Consider the following 13,078-nt stretch of genomic DNA (forward strand, 5'->3'; position numbering starts at 1 on the left):
GGAGGCCGCTGAGATGTGGTTCGCCGGTCTTGCGCCCATGGCGGCGGCGGTGCGTTCAGGCGCCTTGCGCACCGGCCTCCATCTCGAACGCGGCATGAAGGTCGGCCTGTTCGGCGGCTCGTTCAATCCGGCGCATGAAGGCCACCGCCACGTCGCCGAAACGGCGCGTATGCGGTTGGGCCTCGACTGCGTCATCTGGCTGGTCTCGCCGCAGAACCCGTTGAAAAGCAGGGCCGATACGGCGCCCCTGCACCAGCGCATCGCCGAGGTCAGGGCCTTTGTCGGCCCGAAGGACATCGTCTCCGACTTCGAGACGCATATCCACGCCACCTATACGCTCGATACGCTGCGCGCCCTGAAGGCCCGCTATCCCGGGGTCAACTTCGTGTGGATCATGGGCGGCGACAGCCTGGCCAGCTTCCACCGCTGGCGCGGCTGGGTGCAGATCATGCACATGGTGCCGGTTGCCGTCGTGTCGCGGCCGGGCGCCCTGCTCAATGCGCGCCTGTCGCCGGCCGCCAAGCGCTTTGCCCGTTTCCGCAGGCCCGAACGCGCCGGCCATATCCTGCCCTGCGCCGAAGCGCCGGCCTGGAGCTATCTCAAGGGCCCGCTGCACAGCCATTCGTCGACGGCGATCCGGGCGCAGCGGCTCAATCCGAAAAGCCGCTAAAACCACTCCACCTCAAAAATTCGGCACTGCACCCCAACGAGGGATGACCCGAGGTCACTTCTGTGCTAGGGTCAATCCTTAGTTGGCATGCCGCGACCGGATCGGTCTGCGCGCGTGTCGCCGCATAAGGAACCCTGACCCTGTCTCTGCAACCCGCGCAAGGCGCGCCCAAAACCGCTCCTCACCTTGAGGACACCGCCCCTGACACGCTTCAGGGCAGCCCAATGGCCGAAGGGGAGGCCGAAGGGCACACCGATATGGCGCTGGAAACCATGATCGTCGACAAGCTCGACGACGACAAGGCCCAGGACATCGTCTGCATCGATCTTAAAGGCAAGTCGTCGGTCGCCGACACCCTGATCATCGCGTCGGGGCGCTCGCATCGTCACGTCGGCGCCTTGGCCGACCACGTGCTGCGCACGCTGAAGGACGCCGGCTACGGCAAGGTCAAGGTCGAAGGCCTGCCGGCCTGCGACTGGGTGCTGATCGACGTCGGCGACGTCGTCGTGCACATCTTCCGCCCGGAAGTCCGCACCTTCTACAATATCGAAAAGATCTGGTCGCTGTCGCCTTCGGGCCACACGATGTCGTAACGACGAAGGGCGCCGAGCATTTCCCATAGGAAATGCGACCCAGCAAAAAAGGCAGGCGCCCTTTTCCTTTATATCCACCATGAAACTGACCCTTTGCGCCGTCGGGCGGCTCGGCAATACGACCGAAAACGCCATGACGCGCGACTATCTTTTGCGCGCCACCCAGACCGGCCGGCCTCTGGGCGTCGGCCCCGCCGACCTGGTCGAGGTCGAGGCGAAGAAGGCGAAGTCGCTCACCTCCGAACAGCTCAAGGCCGCCGAGGCCGAGGCCATCCGCGCGTCGCTCGACGGCGGCATCCTGATTGCCTGCGACGAACGCGGCGAACAGCTGGCATCGCGCGCCATCGCGCGCCGGCTGGAAACCTATAAGGATAGAGGGGAACGCCGCGTCACCTTCCTGATCGGCGGCGCCGACGGGCTGGACCCAAGCTTACGGGAACAGGCGACCTTTGCCCTGGCCTTCGGGCCGCAGACTTGGCCGCACGCCCTGGTCCGCGTCATGCTGGCCGAGCAGATGTACCGGGCGGTGACGATCCTGGCCGGCCTGCCCTATCACCGCGACTGAACCAATAGCAGTTCGTCGGCCTTCTGGCTTTGTAGCAGCTTCGCCAGGTGCGAATCCGCACGCTGACTGACCAACATCTGCACCGTGCAGCCATAATGGTCCTCGGCGCGCAACGACGCACCGCGTTCGAGCAGCAGCGTCACCGCCGCGTACTTCTGACGCCGCGCCGCGATCAAAAGCGGCGTTTCGCCGTCGATATTGCGCGCTTCGATATCGGCGCCATGGTCGAGCAGCACGCGGATACCGTGGACGAAGCCTTCCTGCGCCGCGGTATGCAGCGGGCGTTCCTCTTCGGCGCCGGCGGCCACGTCGGCCTCCGCGCCGGCCTTGAGCAGCAGGTCGGTCATGTCGTTGTCTTCATAGAGCACCGCCAGGCGCAGCGCCGCCGAGGACTCGGCCGACACATCGGCATGATGGGCGACGAAGACGGCGGCGATCGGAATATTACCGGCCGCCGCGGCAGCCACCAGCGGCGTATAGCCGCGATTGTCGGTCTGGGTCAGGTCGGCACCGGCCCGGATCAGGGCGTCGGCCAGGCGCAGGTGCGCCGGGGTCATTTCCACGCCCGGCTTTTCCGCCAGGATGTGCAGGCCCGAAAAACCGACGCCATTGATGGCCTTCGGATCGGCGCCGTTACCGAGGAGATCGCGCGCCACGAGGTCGCGGCCTTCGCGCGCGGCGATGTGCAGCGGCGTGTCGCCCGCCGCGTCGGCGATATCGCCGTCGCCGCCGGCCAGCAGCAGCAGGGATACCATCTCTGCCGCACCGGCTTCGACCGCGTAATGGAGCGCCGTGCGCCCGTCGCCATCCACGACGTTGACATCGGCCCCGGCGGCGATCAGCACGCGGGCATCGCGCAAGGCCCGCTCGGCCATGGCCGGATCGCTGTCTTCAAGCGCCGGCAGTTGCGCCGTCCGCATCAGCGCGGTTTCGCCGTCATGCGTCTGGGCATCGACATCGAGTCCTTCCGACAGCAGCCATTCCAGCACCCGGGCGTCGGAGAGAGCCACGGCCAGATGGAGCGCCGAAGCCCCTTCGCGCGCATCGGCGGTCGCCGGATCGGCGCCGGCCTGTTCGAGCGTCTGCAACACCGAGACATCGACATGGGCGCCGGACAGGGCGGCATGGAAGACCGGCATGGGATCGCCGGGTTCGTAGGCCAGAGACACGCCGAGGCTCAGGGCGCTGCGCAGCATGGGCAGGTGCGATTTGGAAAGAGCGCGGAACAAGGCCTTGCGCAAACTATCCATGGAGACACTCATAAAAAATCGGGCGGGCAACCCACCCGGGAGAACATTCGAGAAAACGCCTAAACGTGATTCCTGGCAAGCGCAACTTCGTTGTCGCTTAACGCGAAGCGGGCTAAAGTTGAAGTCCCATGCTGCGCCGCCTGCCCCTCGTCCTGACAACGCTTTGCCTTGCCCTGCTTGCCTTTGGCCAGCACGGCGATGCGCAGCAGCGCACCCGGACGCTGAGCCAGGCGGAACAGGACGATCTCGACAATGTGTCCGCCCAGCGCCGCGCCGACGAGCGCAAGAGCGAGGCGACGCGCCAGACGGCCCGCCAGATCGGCCAGGAGATCGAGGAGCTGCGCAACCGCATCATCGACATATCGAAGAAGCAGGGCACATCGGAAACCCGCGCCGCCATTTATCGCGCCAAGCTGGAAACACTGAACCTCCAGGAAGCCGATATCACGCGGCGGCTGACCATCATGCGTACGAAGGAGGCGCGCCTGCTGTCGGCCTTGCAGATCTATACGCGTAACCCGCCGCCGGCCCTGTTCATCTCGACCCAGCGCGCCAACGACGCCGTGCTGGCGGCCATCATCATGCGCCAGATCACACCCGAACTGCAGAAGCGCACCAAGGTCCTCTACGACCAGAACGCACAGCTGGTGGCCATCCGGCGGCAAGCCGCGTTGCAGAACGACGGCATGTTCGCCGCGGAAAGCGACGTGTCGAAGCAGCGTGGCGAGATCGAAGACCTGATCCGCCAGAAGATGACGCTGGAGGACCAGCTCCTCGGCCAGGCCGACCAACTGGAGGCGCAATCCGTCGAGCTGAAGGCGCGCGAAGATCATCTGCGCGGGGCGCAGCCGCTCAAGGGCCTTCTGGGGCTTGGCGGCGACGACAGCCGCCTGCTGCCGCCGGTCGTCGGCGACAAGGTGACCGATTTCGGCAACGGGCAGCGCGGCATCACCTATGCCGCCCAGCCCGGAGCCCAGGTCACCGCGCCGGCCGAAGGCGAGGTCGAGTTCGCCGGCCCGGTCGACTCGTACGGCCAGGTCGTCATCCTCAATGTCGGCCACGATTTTCGCGTCGTGCTGACCGGCATCGGCCGCGTCTATGTCGAAAAAGGCCAGACGGTCGGCCGTCACGAACCGGTGGGGCGCATGCCCAACCTTTCGGACAAGAAGGTCAGTCTTTATATGGAACTGCGCCGGTCGGACACGCCGGTCAATCCGGCCACGTCGATCCAGGTCGCAAGGAACTGATTGTGTTTCGCCTGCCGGCGTAAAAAACCACTGGCCTACCCGGCCCCGAATACGCCATACTCAACCGGTTATATTGAGGTTACCTTGAGTATCCCGTCCCCAGAGGAACGCATGAAGAATTACGTACTGGGTGGCGTCGCCGCCCTGGCGCTTGGGCTGGGCGCCGTCGCCTATGCCAACCAGCCGGTGTTTTCGCCGCGCTCGGACACCTACCAGCAGCTTGAGCTGTTCGGCAACGTCCTCGCCATCGTCCAGCAGGACTATGTCGTCAAGACCGATCCGAAGAAGCTGATCAAGGCGTCGCTGGAAGGCATGCTGTCCAGCCTCGATCCGCACTCCAACTACCTGGACGACGACGACTACAAGGACCTGCAGGAAAAGACCCGCGGCACCTACGGCGGCATCGGCCTGGAAGTGACCAGCGAAGACGGCGCGGTCAAGATCCAGACGCCGATGGACGACACGCCGGCGCAGCGCGCGGGCCTGCAATCGGGCGACTACATCACCGCCATCGACGGCAATTCGATCCTGGGCATGCGCCTGAACGACGCCGTGTCCAAGATGAAGGGCGCGCCCAACACCAAGCTGACCCTCACCGTGGTCCGCACCGGCAAGGACGATCCGTTCGACGTCACCCTGACCCGCGAAGTCATCACCGTGAAGTCGGTCAAGGCGCGCATGGAAGGCGATTACGGCTACCTGCGCATCGCCAGCTTCTCGGAAACGACTGGTCAGGAAGCGCACGACGCCCTGGCCGACCTTATGGCCAAGAACCCGAAGATGAAGGGCCTTGTCCTCGACCTGCGCAACAATCCGGGCGGCCTGCTGGATCAGTCTGTCCAGGTCGCCGACCTGTTCCTCGACGGCGGCGAGATCGTGTCGCAGCGCGGCCGCGATCCCAACGACATCATCCGCTACCAGGCGAAGAAGGGCGACATGCTGCACGGCCTGCCCATGGCCGTACTGACCAACCCGGGCACGGCCTCGGCGGCGGAAATCGTCTCCGGCGCGCTCCAGGACCAGCACCGCGCCGAAATCGTCGGCCTGACGACCTTCGGCAAGGGCAGCGTCCAGAGCGTCATCCCGCTGGGCGAAGGCCGCGCGGTCAAGCTGACCACGGCGCGCTACTACACGCCGTCGGGCCGCTCGATCCAGAAGACCGGCATCGAGCCGGACCTGGAAGTCGCGCAGTCCAAGGACCAGGCGAAATACATAGCCACGGCCGCCTTGCAGTATTCGGAAGCCGCCTATTCCAACGCGCTCACCGCCGACGAAGGCAAGACCCGCCGCTCGCCGCACGCCGTCCAGGAAGTGCCGCCGGAAAACTACGACACCAAGACCGGCGACTTCCAGCTGGCCCGCGCCATCGACGTGCTGAGCTACGGCGGCGACGTCAAGCAGGCCGCCGCCCACCCGCGCGGCCAGGCCATGGCCGACGCGCAGCTGGTTGACGAGCCCGGCAAGCGCTTCCAGAACAAGACCAAGCCGGGTACGACGGCCAAGGAAGGCGCTGCGGCGTCGTCCAGCAGCGCATCGTCCTCTTCATCTTCGAGCAGCGCTTCGAAGTAAGAGAGCAGAACCAAGGTTGAAAGAGGCCCCGATGATCCTGTCACCGGGGCCTTTTCCTTAACCGGCGTTAGTGTTTGTTAACCATAGAGCGGCATAAATGAAGCAAGGATTTCGTTCATGTTCGCCAAGCCCAAGTCGTCATCGCCCGCGCCTGCGCCCCGTCCGAAGGTCAAGTTCACCTTCGAGCCGCGCGCGCTTGCCGACAAGACGGTGGCTCTGTTCAAGAAGCCTTATGTCGCGCCGGGCGCCGCCATGGCCGCCTTCGCCGCCTGCCTCTTCGTCTTTCTGAACCTGGCAGGCGATCCCGACGCCGGTTCGCCGTCGGTGCGCATCCTGCTCGACAAGCCCAAGGACGCGCCGCGCACCATCAATACGCCCGACGCCAACCGCAACGGCCAGCCGGCCTTCACGCTCGACAGCATGGGCATGTTCCAGGACGCTTCGGCGACCGGCGGCATGGACATGTCGGCCGATGCCTCGCAGCAGGGCGCGGTCATCACCCTTCCCAATGACGACGGCACGGCCGCCGCCGTCAAGGCTGGTCCCAAGGCCGCGCCGTCGCCGCTGGCGCCCGCGCCCGTCGCCTCGCTGGTCCAGCAGACGCCGAACGGCCCCCTGCCCCAGGTCGCCGCCAACGGCATGTCGCCGGCCTCGGCCTATGCCCGGCCGTTCAAGAGCGACGGCCGTCCCATGGTCGCGCTGATCGTCGGCGGCCTCGGCATCAATCCGGCCGCTACCAAGGAAGCCATCGACACGCTGCCGGCCGCCGTGACCTTAAGCTTCGTGCCCTATACCCAGAACCTGCAGACCTGGATCGATCTGGCGCGCGCCGCCGGCCACGAAGTCATCATCGAAGTCCCGATGCAGCCGACCAACTATCCGGACAACGACCCCGGCCCGCAGACCTTGCTGGCCAATATGCGCAACGAAGACCTGATGGCGCGCATGAACTGGGTGATGACCCGCGCCACCGGCTATTTCGCCATGTCCAACTACCAGGGCGGCGCCTTCTTCAAGGACAAGGCCGGCATGGCGACCTTCATGCAGACGCTGAAGGCCCGCGGCATCGCCTTCGTCGACGACGGCCAGGCGCGCGGCCAGCCGGGCGCCTGGGCGCGCCTGTCGGCCGACCGCGTCGTCGACAGCCAGATCAACGCCCAGGCCATCACCCAGCAGCTGGCAGGCCTGGAAACCCAGGCCAAGTCGCGCGGCATGGCGCTCGGCACCGGCTTCGCCTATCCGGTGACCCTGGCCGCCGCCATCCGCTGGACCCAGACGCTCGATTCCAAAGGCTTGCAACTGGCGCCCGCCTCTGCTTTGACACGCTGATGAACGCTGAAAAACCAAAGGGGTATCGCCCCAATGTCGGCATCGTCGTCTTCAATGCGGACGGCAAGGTCTGGCTCGGCCACCGCTACGGCATGACCGGCGACCACAGCTGGCAGTTCCCCCAGGGCGGGATCGACGAAGGCGAGGACCTGGAAGCCGCCGCCCGCCGCGAGCTGGTCGAGGAAACCGGCATCCGATCGGTGGACATCGTCGCGCGCACCGCCGACTGGGTCTATTACGACTTCCCGCCCGAAGTCCTGGCCCAGGGCAAGATCGGCAAGAACTATCTCGGCCAGAAGCAGGTATGGTTCGCCATGCGCTTTACCGGCCAGGACGACGAAGTCGATCTCCATGCCCACCACGAGCAGGAGTTTTCCCGCTGGGAATGGTGCGATATCGACCGCGTCATCGACCGCGTCGTCCACTTCAAGCGCGATTCCTACCGCAAGGTGATCGCCGAGTTCCGGCATATCATCAAAGCGTGATCCTGCCGCCTGCTGACAAGACCTGACGTCTGGCGTGGGGCATAATCGCCGGGCCAGCAACGGAGGCCCTCATGCCCTATATCGATGGTTTTGTTATCCCCGTCCCCAACGACAAGAAGGACGCCTATATCGAGGCGTCGAAGACCTACAGCGCCATAGCCAAGGAATTCGGCGCCGTCAGCGTCCGCGAATTCTGGGGGGACGACGTGCCCGAAGGCACGACCACCTCCTTTTCCATGGCTGTCAAACTCGAAGCCAGCGAATCCGTCGTCTTCTCGTGGGTTGAATGGCCCGACAAGGCGACGCGCGACACTGGCAGCGCCAAGATGCGCGAAGATCCGCGCATGGCCAATATGAACATGCCGTTCGACGGCAAGCGCTTGATCTATGGCGGGTTCGATCTGCTGACGGAAAGCTGAGGTAGAGGCCGGAAACCCTGGCTTCGGGTCAATAAAAAACCCCGCTCTGATGGAGCGGGGTTTTTTATGAAGGAAGACGTGGGGTCACGGACCCCACACCCCATTCGTTTTATTCCAACGGCGACTGCCGTTGGCAAGCGCGACTGCGCGCCCGAGCTTATGCGAGGAGCCATGCGGCGCCTGAGCTGAAAAAAAGCTAATATCAACGGCCATTCTTATGACCGTTAATATTAGTGGACGCTCTCGCCATATTCGGTGGCGTGCTCGGCCAGGATCGTCATGCCTTCTTCGCTGACGTCGGCAAAGCCGCCACGCACCTGGAAGACGCGCGTCTTGCCGCCATCCATCACCACCACGTCGCCCTCGGCGAGGATCGTCATGAACGGGGCATGGTGCGCCAGAACGCCGAACTGGCCTTCGACGCCCGGAGCCACGACCTGATCGACGTCGCCGGCGAACAGTTCGGCCTCAGGGGTCACCAGCGACACATGCAGCTTGTCGGCCATGATTACTTGCCTTCCGAAGCCAGACGCTCGGCCTTGGCAATGGCGTCTTCGATCGTACCGACCATGTAGAAGGCGGCTTCAGGCAGGTGGTCGTAATCACCGTTGCAGATGCCCTTGAAGCCCTTGATCGTGTCTTCGATCGACATCAGCACGCCCGGCGTGCCGGTGAAGACTTCGGCCACGTGGAAGGGCTGCGACATGAAGCGCTGGATTTTGCGGGCGCGGGCGACGGTCGCCTTGTCTTCTTCCGACAGTTCGTCCATGCCGAGGATGGCGATGATGTCCTTCAGCGCCTTGTACTGCTGCAGGATTTCCTGGACGCGCGTGGCGGTCTCATAGTGCTCCTGGCCGACGACGCGCGGATCGAGGATACGCGAGGTCGAGTCGAGCGGATCGACAGCCGGATAGATGCCCTGTTCGGCGATCGAACGCGACAGGACGGTCGTGGCGTCGAGGTGGGCGAACGAGGTGGCGGGCGCCGGGTCGGTCAGGTCGTCGGCCGGGACGTACACGGCCTGAACCGAGGTGATCGAACCCTTGTTGGTCGAGGTGATGCGTTCCTGCAGACGGCCCATTTCGGTCGCAAGCGTCGGCTGATAACCCACGGCCGAAGGAATACGGCCGAGCAGAGCCGACACTTCCGAACCCGCCTGGGTGAAGCGGAAGATGTTGTCGACGAAGAACAGCACGTCCTTGCCTTCCTGGTCGCGGAAATATTCCGCCTGGGCCAGGCCGGTCAGGGCGACGCGGGCGCGGGCGCCGGGGGGCTCGTTCATCTGGCCGTAGACCAGCGTACAGCGCGAGGTGCCGCCACCGCCGTGCTCGTTCACCTTCGACTCGATCATTTCGTGATACAGGTCGTTGCCTTCGCGGGTGCGCTCGCCGACGCCGGCGAACACCGAGTAGCCGCCGTAGGCCTTGGCGATGTTGTTGATCAGTTCCTGGATGGTCACGGTCTTGCCGACGCCGGCGCCGCCGAACAGGCCGATCTTGCCGCCCTTGGCGTACGGGCAGATCAGGTCGACGACCTTGATGCCGGTGACGAGGATTTCGGCCGAAGTCGCCTGGTCGGCAAAGGCCGGGGCGTCAGCGTGGATCGGGTTGAAGAAGGTGGTTTCGATCGGACCGGCTTCATCGATCGGCTCGCCGATGACGTTCATGATGCGGCCGAGCGTCGCTGGGCCGACCGGCACGGTGATGGCAGCACCGGTGTCGGACACGGGCTGGCCGCGAACCAGGCCTTCGGTGGCGTCCATGGCGATGGCGCGCACGGTGTTTTCACCGAGGTGCTGGGCCACTTCGAGAACCAGGCGCGTACCCGACGCCGTGTTGGTCGTTTCCAGCGCGTTGAGGATGGCCGGCAGCGCACCGTCGAACTCGATGTCGACAACGGCGCCGATGACTTGCGAAATGCGGCCCTTGGCGGCCGTGATCGTCTGATGGGCGGTCATGTTCAGTTCCTAGAGGGCTTCGGCACCGGAGATGATTTCGATCAGCTCCTTGGTGATTTGGGCCTGGCGTGAGCGGTTATATTTCAGGGTCAGCGCATTGATCATCTCGCCCGCGTTGCGCGTGGCGTTGTCCATGGCGCTCATCTGCGCGGCGTAGAAGCCGGCGTTGTTTTCGAACAGGGCGGACAGGATCTGGACCGACAGGTTGCGCGGCAGCAGGACTTCGAGGATTTCCTCTTCGCCCGGCTCGTATTCGTAGACGGCCTTGCCCGACGGAGCGGCGGCAGCCGACGTATCGACCTCTGCCGGGATCAGGCGCTTGGCTTCCGGAACCTGGCTGATGACCGACTTGAAGTGCGAGTAGAACAGGGTCACCACATCGGCGCGGCCGTGTTCGAACTCTTCGGTGATCAGCGCCGAGATCGGCGTCACGACGTCGAGCGTCAGCACCTTGGTGGCGCTGAGGTCGTAGGACTCGACGACACGGTCGCCGAACATCCGCTTCAGCTGGTCACGGCCCTTGCGGCCGATCGCAATGATGCGGACGTTGCGGCCCTGGGCGATCTGGCCGTTGATGAAGTCGCGGGCGGCACGCACGATGTTGGTGTTGAAGCCGCCGGCCAGACCGCGGTCCGCCGTGGCGACAACCACCAGCTGGTTATGCTGCGAACCCGTGCCCGTGAGCATCTTCGGCGCGGAATCGCCCGAAATGCCCTTGGCCAGGTTGGCGATGACTGCAGCCATGCGCTTGGCGTAAGGACGGGCGTTTTCCGCCGCGTCCTGTGCGCGCTTGAGCTTGGCCGCCGCCACCATTTGCATCGCTTTCGTGATCTTCTGCGTGGCTTTCACGCTTCCGATCTGATTGCGCATGTCCTTCAAGCTGGGCATTGCGGACCCTTAGGCGAAGTTCGACGTGAAGTCGGCGACGATCGTCTTCAGCTGGTTTTCCAGCTCGGCCGACAGGGCCTTCTGCTCGCGGATGGCGGTCAGGAGGTCGACGTGGCGCGTGCGGAGCAGCGACAGCAGTTCACGCTCGTAACGGCCGACATCGCCGACAGCCACCTTGTCGAGGTAACCGCGGGTACCGGCGTAGATCACGCAGACCTGCTCTTCGACCTTCAGCGGCGAGTATTGCGGCTGCTTCAGCAGTTCCGTCAGGCGCGCGCCACGGGCCAGCAGGCGCTGGGTGGCGGCGTCGAGGTCCGAACCGAACTTGGCGAAGGCGGCCATTTCGCGATACTGGGCCAGGTCGCCCTTGATGGCGCCGGCAACCTGCTTCATCGCCTTGATCTGGGCCGACGAACCGACGCGCGACACCGACAGGCCGACGTTCACGGCCGGACGGATGCCCTGGTAGAACAGGTCGGTTTCGAGGAAGATCTGGCCGTCGGTGATCGAGATCACGTTGGTCGGGATGTAGGCCGACACGTCGTTGGCCTGCGTTTCGATGACCGGCAGGGCCGTCATCGAGCCGGCGCCGTTGTCTTCGTTGAGCTTGGCGGCGCGTTCCAGCAGGCGTGAGTGCAGGTAGAAGACGTCGCCCGGATAGGCTTCGCGGCCGGGCGGACGGCGCAGCAGCAGCGACATCTGACGATAGGCGACGGCCTGCTTCGACAGGTCGTCATAGATGATCAGGGCGTGCATGCCGTTGTCACGGAACCATTCGCCCATGGCGCAGCCCGCGAACGGGGCCAGGTATTGCAGCGGAGCCGGTTCCGAAGCGGTGGCCGACACGACGATCGTGTAGTCGAGCGCGCCGTTTTCTTCCAGCGACTTGACGATCTGGGCGACGGTCGAGCGCTTCTGGCCGATGGCGACGTAGATGCAGTACAGCTTGGCCTTCTCGTCCGTACCGGCGTTGACCGCCTTCTGGTTCAGGATGGCGTCGATGGCGACGGCGGTCTTGCCGGTCTGGCGGTCACCGATGATCAGTTCGCGCTGGCCGCGGCCGACGGGGATCAGGGTGTCGATGGCCTTGATGCCGGTCTGCACGGGCTCGTGCACCGACTTGCGCGGGATGATGCCCGGCGCCTTGACGTCGACGCGGCGGCGTTCGACCGACTCGATCGGGCCCTTGCCGTCGATCGGCTCGCCCAGCGGGTTGACGACGCGGCCCAGCAGACCCTTGCCGACCGGCACGTCCACGATTTCGCCGAGGCGGCGCACTTCGTCGCCTTCGCGGATTTCACGGTCTTCGCCGAAGATAACGACGCCGACATTGTCCTTTTCGAGGTTCAGGGCCATGCCCTTGACGCCCGCTTTCGGGAACAGCACCATTTCACCGGCCTGGACCTTGTCGAGGCCGTAGACGCGGGCGATACCGTCGCCGACCGACAGGACCTGACCGACGTCGGAGACGTCCGCTTCTTCACCGAAGCCAGCGATTTGCGCTTTGAGAATAGCCGAGATTTCGGCTGCACGAATATCCATGAGTGTTACGCTCTCTTAAGGGCGAATTTGAGGGAATCGAGTTTGGTCTTCAACGATGCGTCGAACAGACGCGAGCCCACGCGGACCTTCAGTCCGCCCAGGATGGCCGGGTCAACAACGGTGCTGACTTCGGCCGATTGCCCCAGGGCCTTGCCCAGGGCGGCTTTCAGGTTGCCGAGCTGTTCGTCGGACAGCGGCACGGCCGACGTGACTTCGGCGTTCACAATGCCTTTCAGCGCATCATAGCGCTTGGAAAAGGCGTTGAGGAACGGGAACAGGTCGCCCAGGCGGCGGTTCTGCGCCAGGAGGCCGAACACCTTGTTCGTCAGCGGGTTCAGCTTCAGGCTGGCGGTGACGGCCAGCAGGCCCTTCAGCTTGAGATCGGACGTATAGACGAACGATGCGACAAAATTACGCAGCTCGGCGCTTTGCAGAAGCAGCGCCTTGACGGTGGCGAGGTCCTTGTGAACGGCCTCCAGGACACCCTGGTCCTGGGCCAGTTCGAAGGCGGCCTTCGCGTAACGGTCACCGGCTTCGGTTTCTCGGAATTGATCGTTCACGTAG

Annotated in this window: 14 protein-coding genes; 8 read left to right on the forward strand and 6 right to left on the reverse strand. The window is 64.7% G+C overall.

Features of this window, described 5'->3' with window-relative positions; all coding sequences use genetic code 11:
• Nucleotides 1-13 precede the first annotated feature (13 nt).
• From AB8717_RS18470 to rlmH, 3 genes are all read left to right on the forward strand, one after another.
• Nucleotides 14-670, forward strand: a complete 657-nt coding sequence (locus AB8717_RS18470; protein WP_443748787.1) for a nicotinate-nucleotide adenylyltransferase — start codon at nucleotides 14-16, stop codon at nucleotides 668-670.
• A gap of 224 nt (nucleotides 671-894) precedes the next feature.
• Entirely contained in the window at nucleotides 895-1,263 is a 369-nt protein-coding gene (gene rsfS / locus AB8717_RS18475) for a ribosome silencing factor (RefSeq protein ID WP_443748788.1), read from the forward strand.
• Nucleotides 1,264-1,342: 79 nt separating this feature from the next.
• Complete coding sequence (gene rlmH, locus AB8717_RS18480; protein WP_443748789.1) at nucleotides 1,343-1,828, forward strand: 23S rRNA (pseudouridine(1915)-N(3))-methyltransferase RlmH; 486 nt, start codon at nucleotides 1,343-1,345, stop codon at nucleotides 1,826-1,828.
• On the opposite strand, the gene AB8717_RS18485 is transcribed toward rlmH, so the two are convergent.
• The gene (locus tag AB8717_RS18485) at nucleotides 1,816-3,078 is read right to left on the reverse strand and encodes an ankyrin repeat domain-containing protein (RefSeq protein WP_443748790.1); all 1,263 of its coding nucleotides are present in this window, start codon (nucleotides 3,076-3,078) and stop codon (nucleotides 1,816-1,818) included. The two genes, rlmH and AB8717_RS18485, sit on opposite strands and share 13 nt — an antisense overlap.
• 128 nt (nucleotides 3,079-3,206) lie before the next feature.
• Here AB8717_RS18485 and AB8717_RS18490 point away from each other — a divergent pair, with 128 nt between their 5' ends.
• The 5 genes from AB8717_RS18490 (at nucleotide 3,207) to AB8717_RS18510 (ending at nucleotide 8,127) form a co-directional block, all read left to right on the forward strand.
• Entirely contained in the window at nucleotides 3,207-4,325 is a 1,119-nt protein-coding gene (locus AB8717_RS18490; protein WP_443748791.1) for a murein hydrolase activator EnvC family protein, read from the forward strand.
• A gap of 111 nt (nucleotides 4,326-4,436) precedes the next feature.
• Nucleotides 4,437-5,894, forward strand: a complete 1,458-nt coding sequence (locus AB8717_RS18495; protein WP_443748792.1) for a S41 family peptidase — start codon at nucleotides 4,437-4,439, stop codon at nucleotides 5,892-5,894.
• Nucleotides 5,895-6,011: 117 nt separating this feature from the next.
• The gene (locus AB8717_RS18500) at nucleotides 6,012-7,223 is read left to right on the forward strand and encodes a divergent polysaccharide deacetylase family protein (protein WP_443748793.1); all 1,212 of its coding nucleotides are present in this window, start codon (nucleotides 6,012-6,014) and stop codon (nucleotides 7,221-7,223) included.
• Complete coding sequence (locus AB8717_RS18505) at nucleotides 7,220-7,708, forward strand: RNA pyrophosphohydrolase (protein WP_443750921.1); 489 nt, start codon at nucleotides 7,220-7,222, stop codon at nucleotides 7,706-7,708. The genes AB8717_RS18500 and AB8717_RS18505 overlap by 4 nt, the downstream gene beginning before the upstream one ends.
• 71 nt (nucleotides 7,709-7,779) lie before the next feature.
• A complete protein-coding gene (locus tag AB8717_RS18510; protein WP_443748794.1) occupies nucleotides 7,780-8,127 on the forward strand; it encodes a DUF1428 domain-containing protein in 348 nt (115 codons plus the stop codon).
• 230 nt (nucleotides 8,128-8,357) lie between these two features.
• Here the strand turns inward: AB8717_RS18510 and AB8717_RS18515 are convergent, their stop codons facing one another.
• The 5 genes from AB8717_RS18515 to atpH are packed head-to-tail and all read right to left on the reverse strand — an operon-like array spanning nucleotide 8,358 to nucleotide 13,074.
• The gene (locus AB8717_RS18515; RefSeq protein ID WP_443748795.1) at nucleotides 8,358-8,633 is read right to left on the reverse strand and encodes an ATP synthase F1 subunit epsilon; all 276 of its coding nucleotides are present in this window, start codon (nucleotides 8,631-8,633) and stop codon (nucleotides 8,358-8,360) included.
• Nucleotides 8,634-8,635: 2 nt separating this feature from the next.
• Nucleotides 8,636-10,084, reverse strand: a complete 1,449-nt coding sequence (atpD, locus tag AB8717_RS18520; protein ID WP_443748796.1) for a F0F1 ATP synthase subunit beta — start codon at nucleotides 10,082-10,084, stop codon at nucleotides 8,636-8,638.
• 9 nt (nucleotides 10,085-10,093) lie between these two features.
• Nucleotides 10,094-10,972, reverse strand: coding sequence for a F0F1 ATP synthase subunit gamma (locus AB8717_RS18525; protein WP_443748797.1), 879 nt, complete (start codon nucleotides 10,970-10,972; stop codon nucleotides 10,094-10,096).
• Between the two features lie 9 nt (nucleotides 10,973-10,981).
• The gene (atpA, locus tag AB8717_RS18530; protein ID WP_443748798.1) at nucleotides 10,982-12,514 is read right to left on the reverse strand and encodes a F0F1 ATP synthase subunit alpha; all 1,533 of its coding nucleotides are present in this window, start codon (nucleotides 12,512-12,514) and stop codon (nucleotides 10,982-10,984) included.
• 5 nt (nucleotides 12,515-12,519) lie between these two features.
• Nucleotides 12,520-13,074, reverse strand: a complete 555-nt coding sequence (atpH, locus tag AB8717_RS18535; protein WP_443748799.1) for an ATP synthase F1 subunit delta — start codon at nucleotides 13,072-13,074, stop codon at nucleotides 12,520-12,522.
• Nucleotides 13,075-13,078 lie beyond the last annotated feature (4 nt).

It is taken from the genome of Asticcacaulis solisilvae (assembly GCF_052327315.1).
Taxonomy (GTDB): domain Bacteria; phylum Pseudomonadota; class Alphaproteobacteria; order Caulobacterales; family Caulobacteraceae; genus Asticcacaulis; species Asticcacaulis solisilvae_B.

Excerpts from the sequence above, each read along its gene's own strand:
- AB8717_RS18470 (WP_443748787.1), top strand. The coding sequence starts at position 14 with ATGTGGTTCGCCGGTCTTGCGCCCATGGCGGCGGCGGTGCGTTCAGGC.
- rsfS (WP_443748788.1), top strand. The coding sequence starts at position 895 with ATGGCCGAAGGGGAGGCCGAAGGGCACACCGATATGGCGCTGGAAACC.
- rlmH (WP_443748789.1), top strand. The coding sequence starts at position 1,343 with ATGAAACTGACCCTTTGCGCCGTCGGGCGGCTCGGCAATACGACCGAA.
- AB8717_RS18485 (WP_443748790.1), bottom strand. The coding sequence starts at position 3,078 with ATGGATAGTTTGCGCAAGGCCTTGTTCCGCGCTCTTTCCAAATCGCAC.
- AB8717_RS18490 (WP_443748791.1), top strand. The coding sequence starts at position 3,207 with ATGCTGCGCCGCCTGCCCCTCGTCCTGACAACGCTTTGCCTTGCCCTG.
- AB8717_RS18495 (WP_443748792.1), top strand. The coding sequence starts at position 4,437 with ATGAAGAATTACGTACTGGGTGGCGTCGCCGCCCTGGCGCTTGGGCTG.
- AB8717_RS18500 (WP_443748793.1), top strand. The coding sequence starts at position 6,012 with ATGTTCGCCAAGCCCAAGTCGTCATCGCCCGCGCCTGCGCCCCGTCCG.
- AB8717_RS18510 (WP_443748794.1), top strand. The coding sequence starts at position 7,780 with ATGCCCTATATCGATGGTTTTGTTATCCCCGTCCCCAACGACAAGAAG.
- AB8717_RS18515 (WP_443748795.1), bottom strand. The coding sequence starts at position 8,633 with ATGGCCGACAAGCTGCATGTGTCGCTGGTGACCCCTGAGGCCGAACTG.
- atpD (WP_443748796.1), bottom strand. The coding sequence starts at position 10,084 with ATGACCGCCCATCAGACGATCACGGCCGCCAAGGGCCGCATTTCGCAA.
- AB8717_RS18525 (WP_443748797.1), bottom strand. The coding sequence starts at position 10,972 with ATGCCCAGCTTGAAGGACATGCGCAATCAGATCGGAAGCGTGAAAGCC.
- atpA (WP_443748798.1), bottom strand. The coding sequence starts at position 12,514 with ATGGATATTCGTGCAGCCGAAATCTCGGCTATTCTCAAAGCGCAAATC.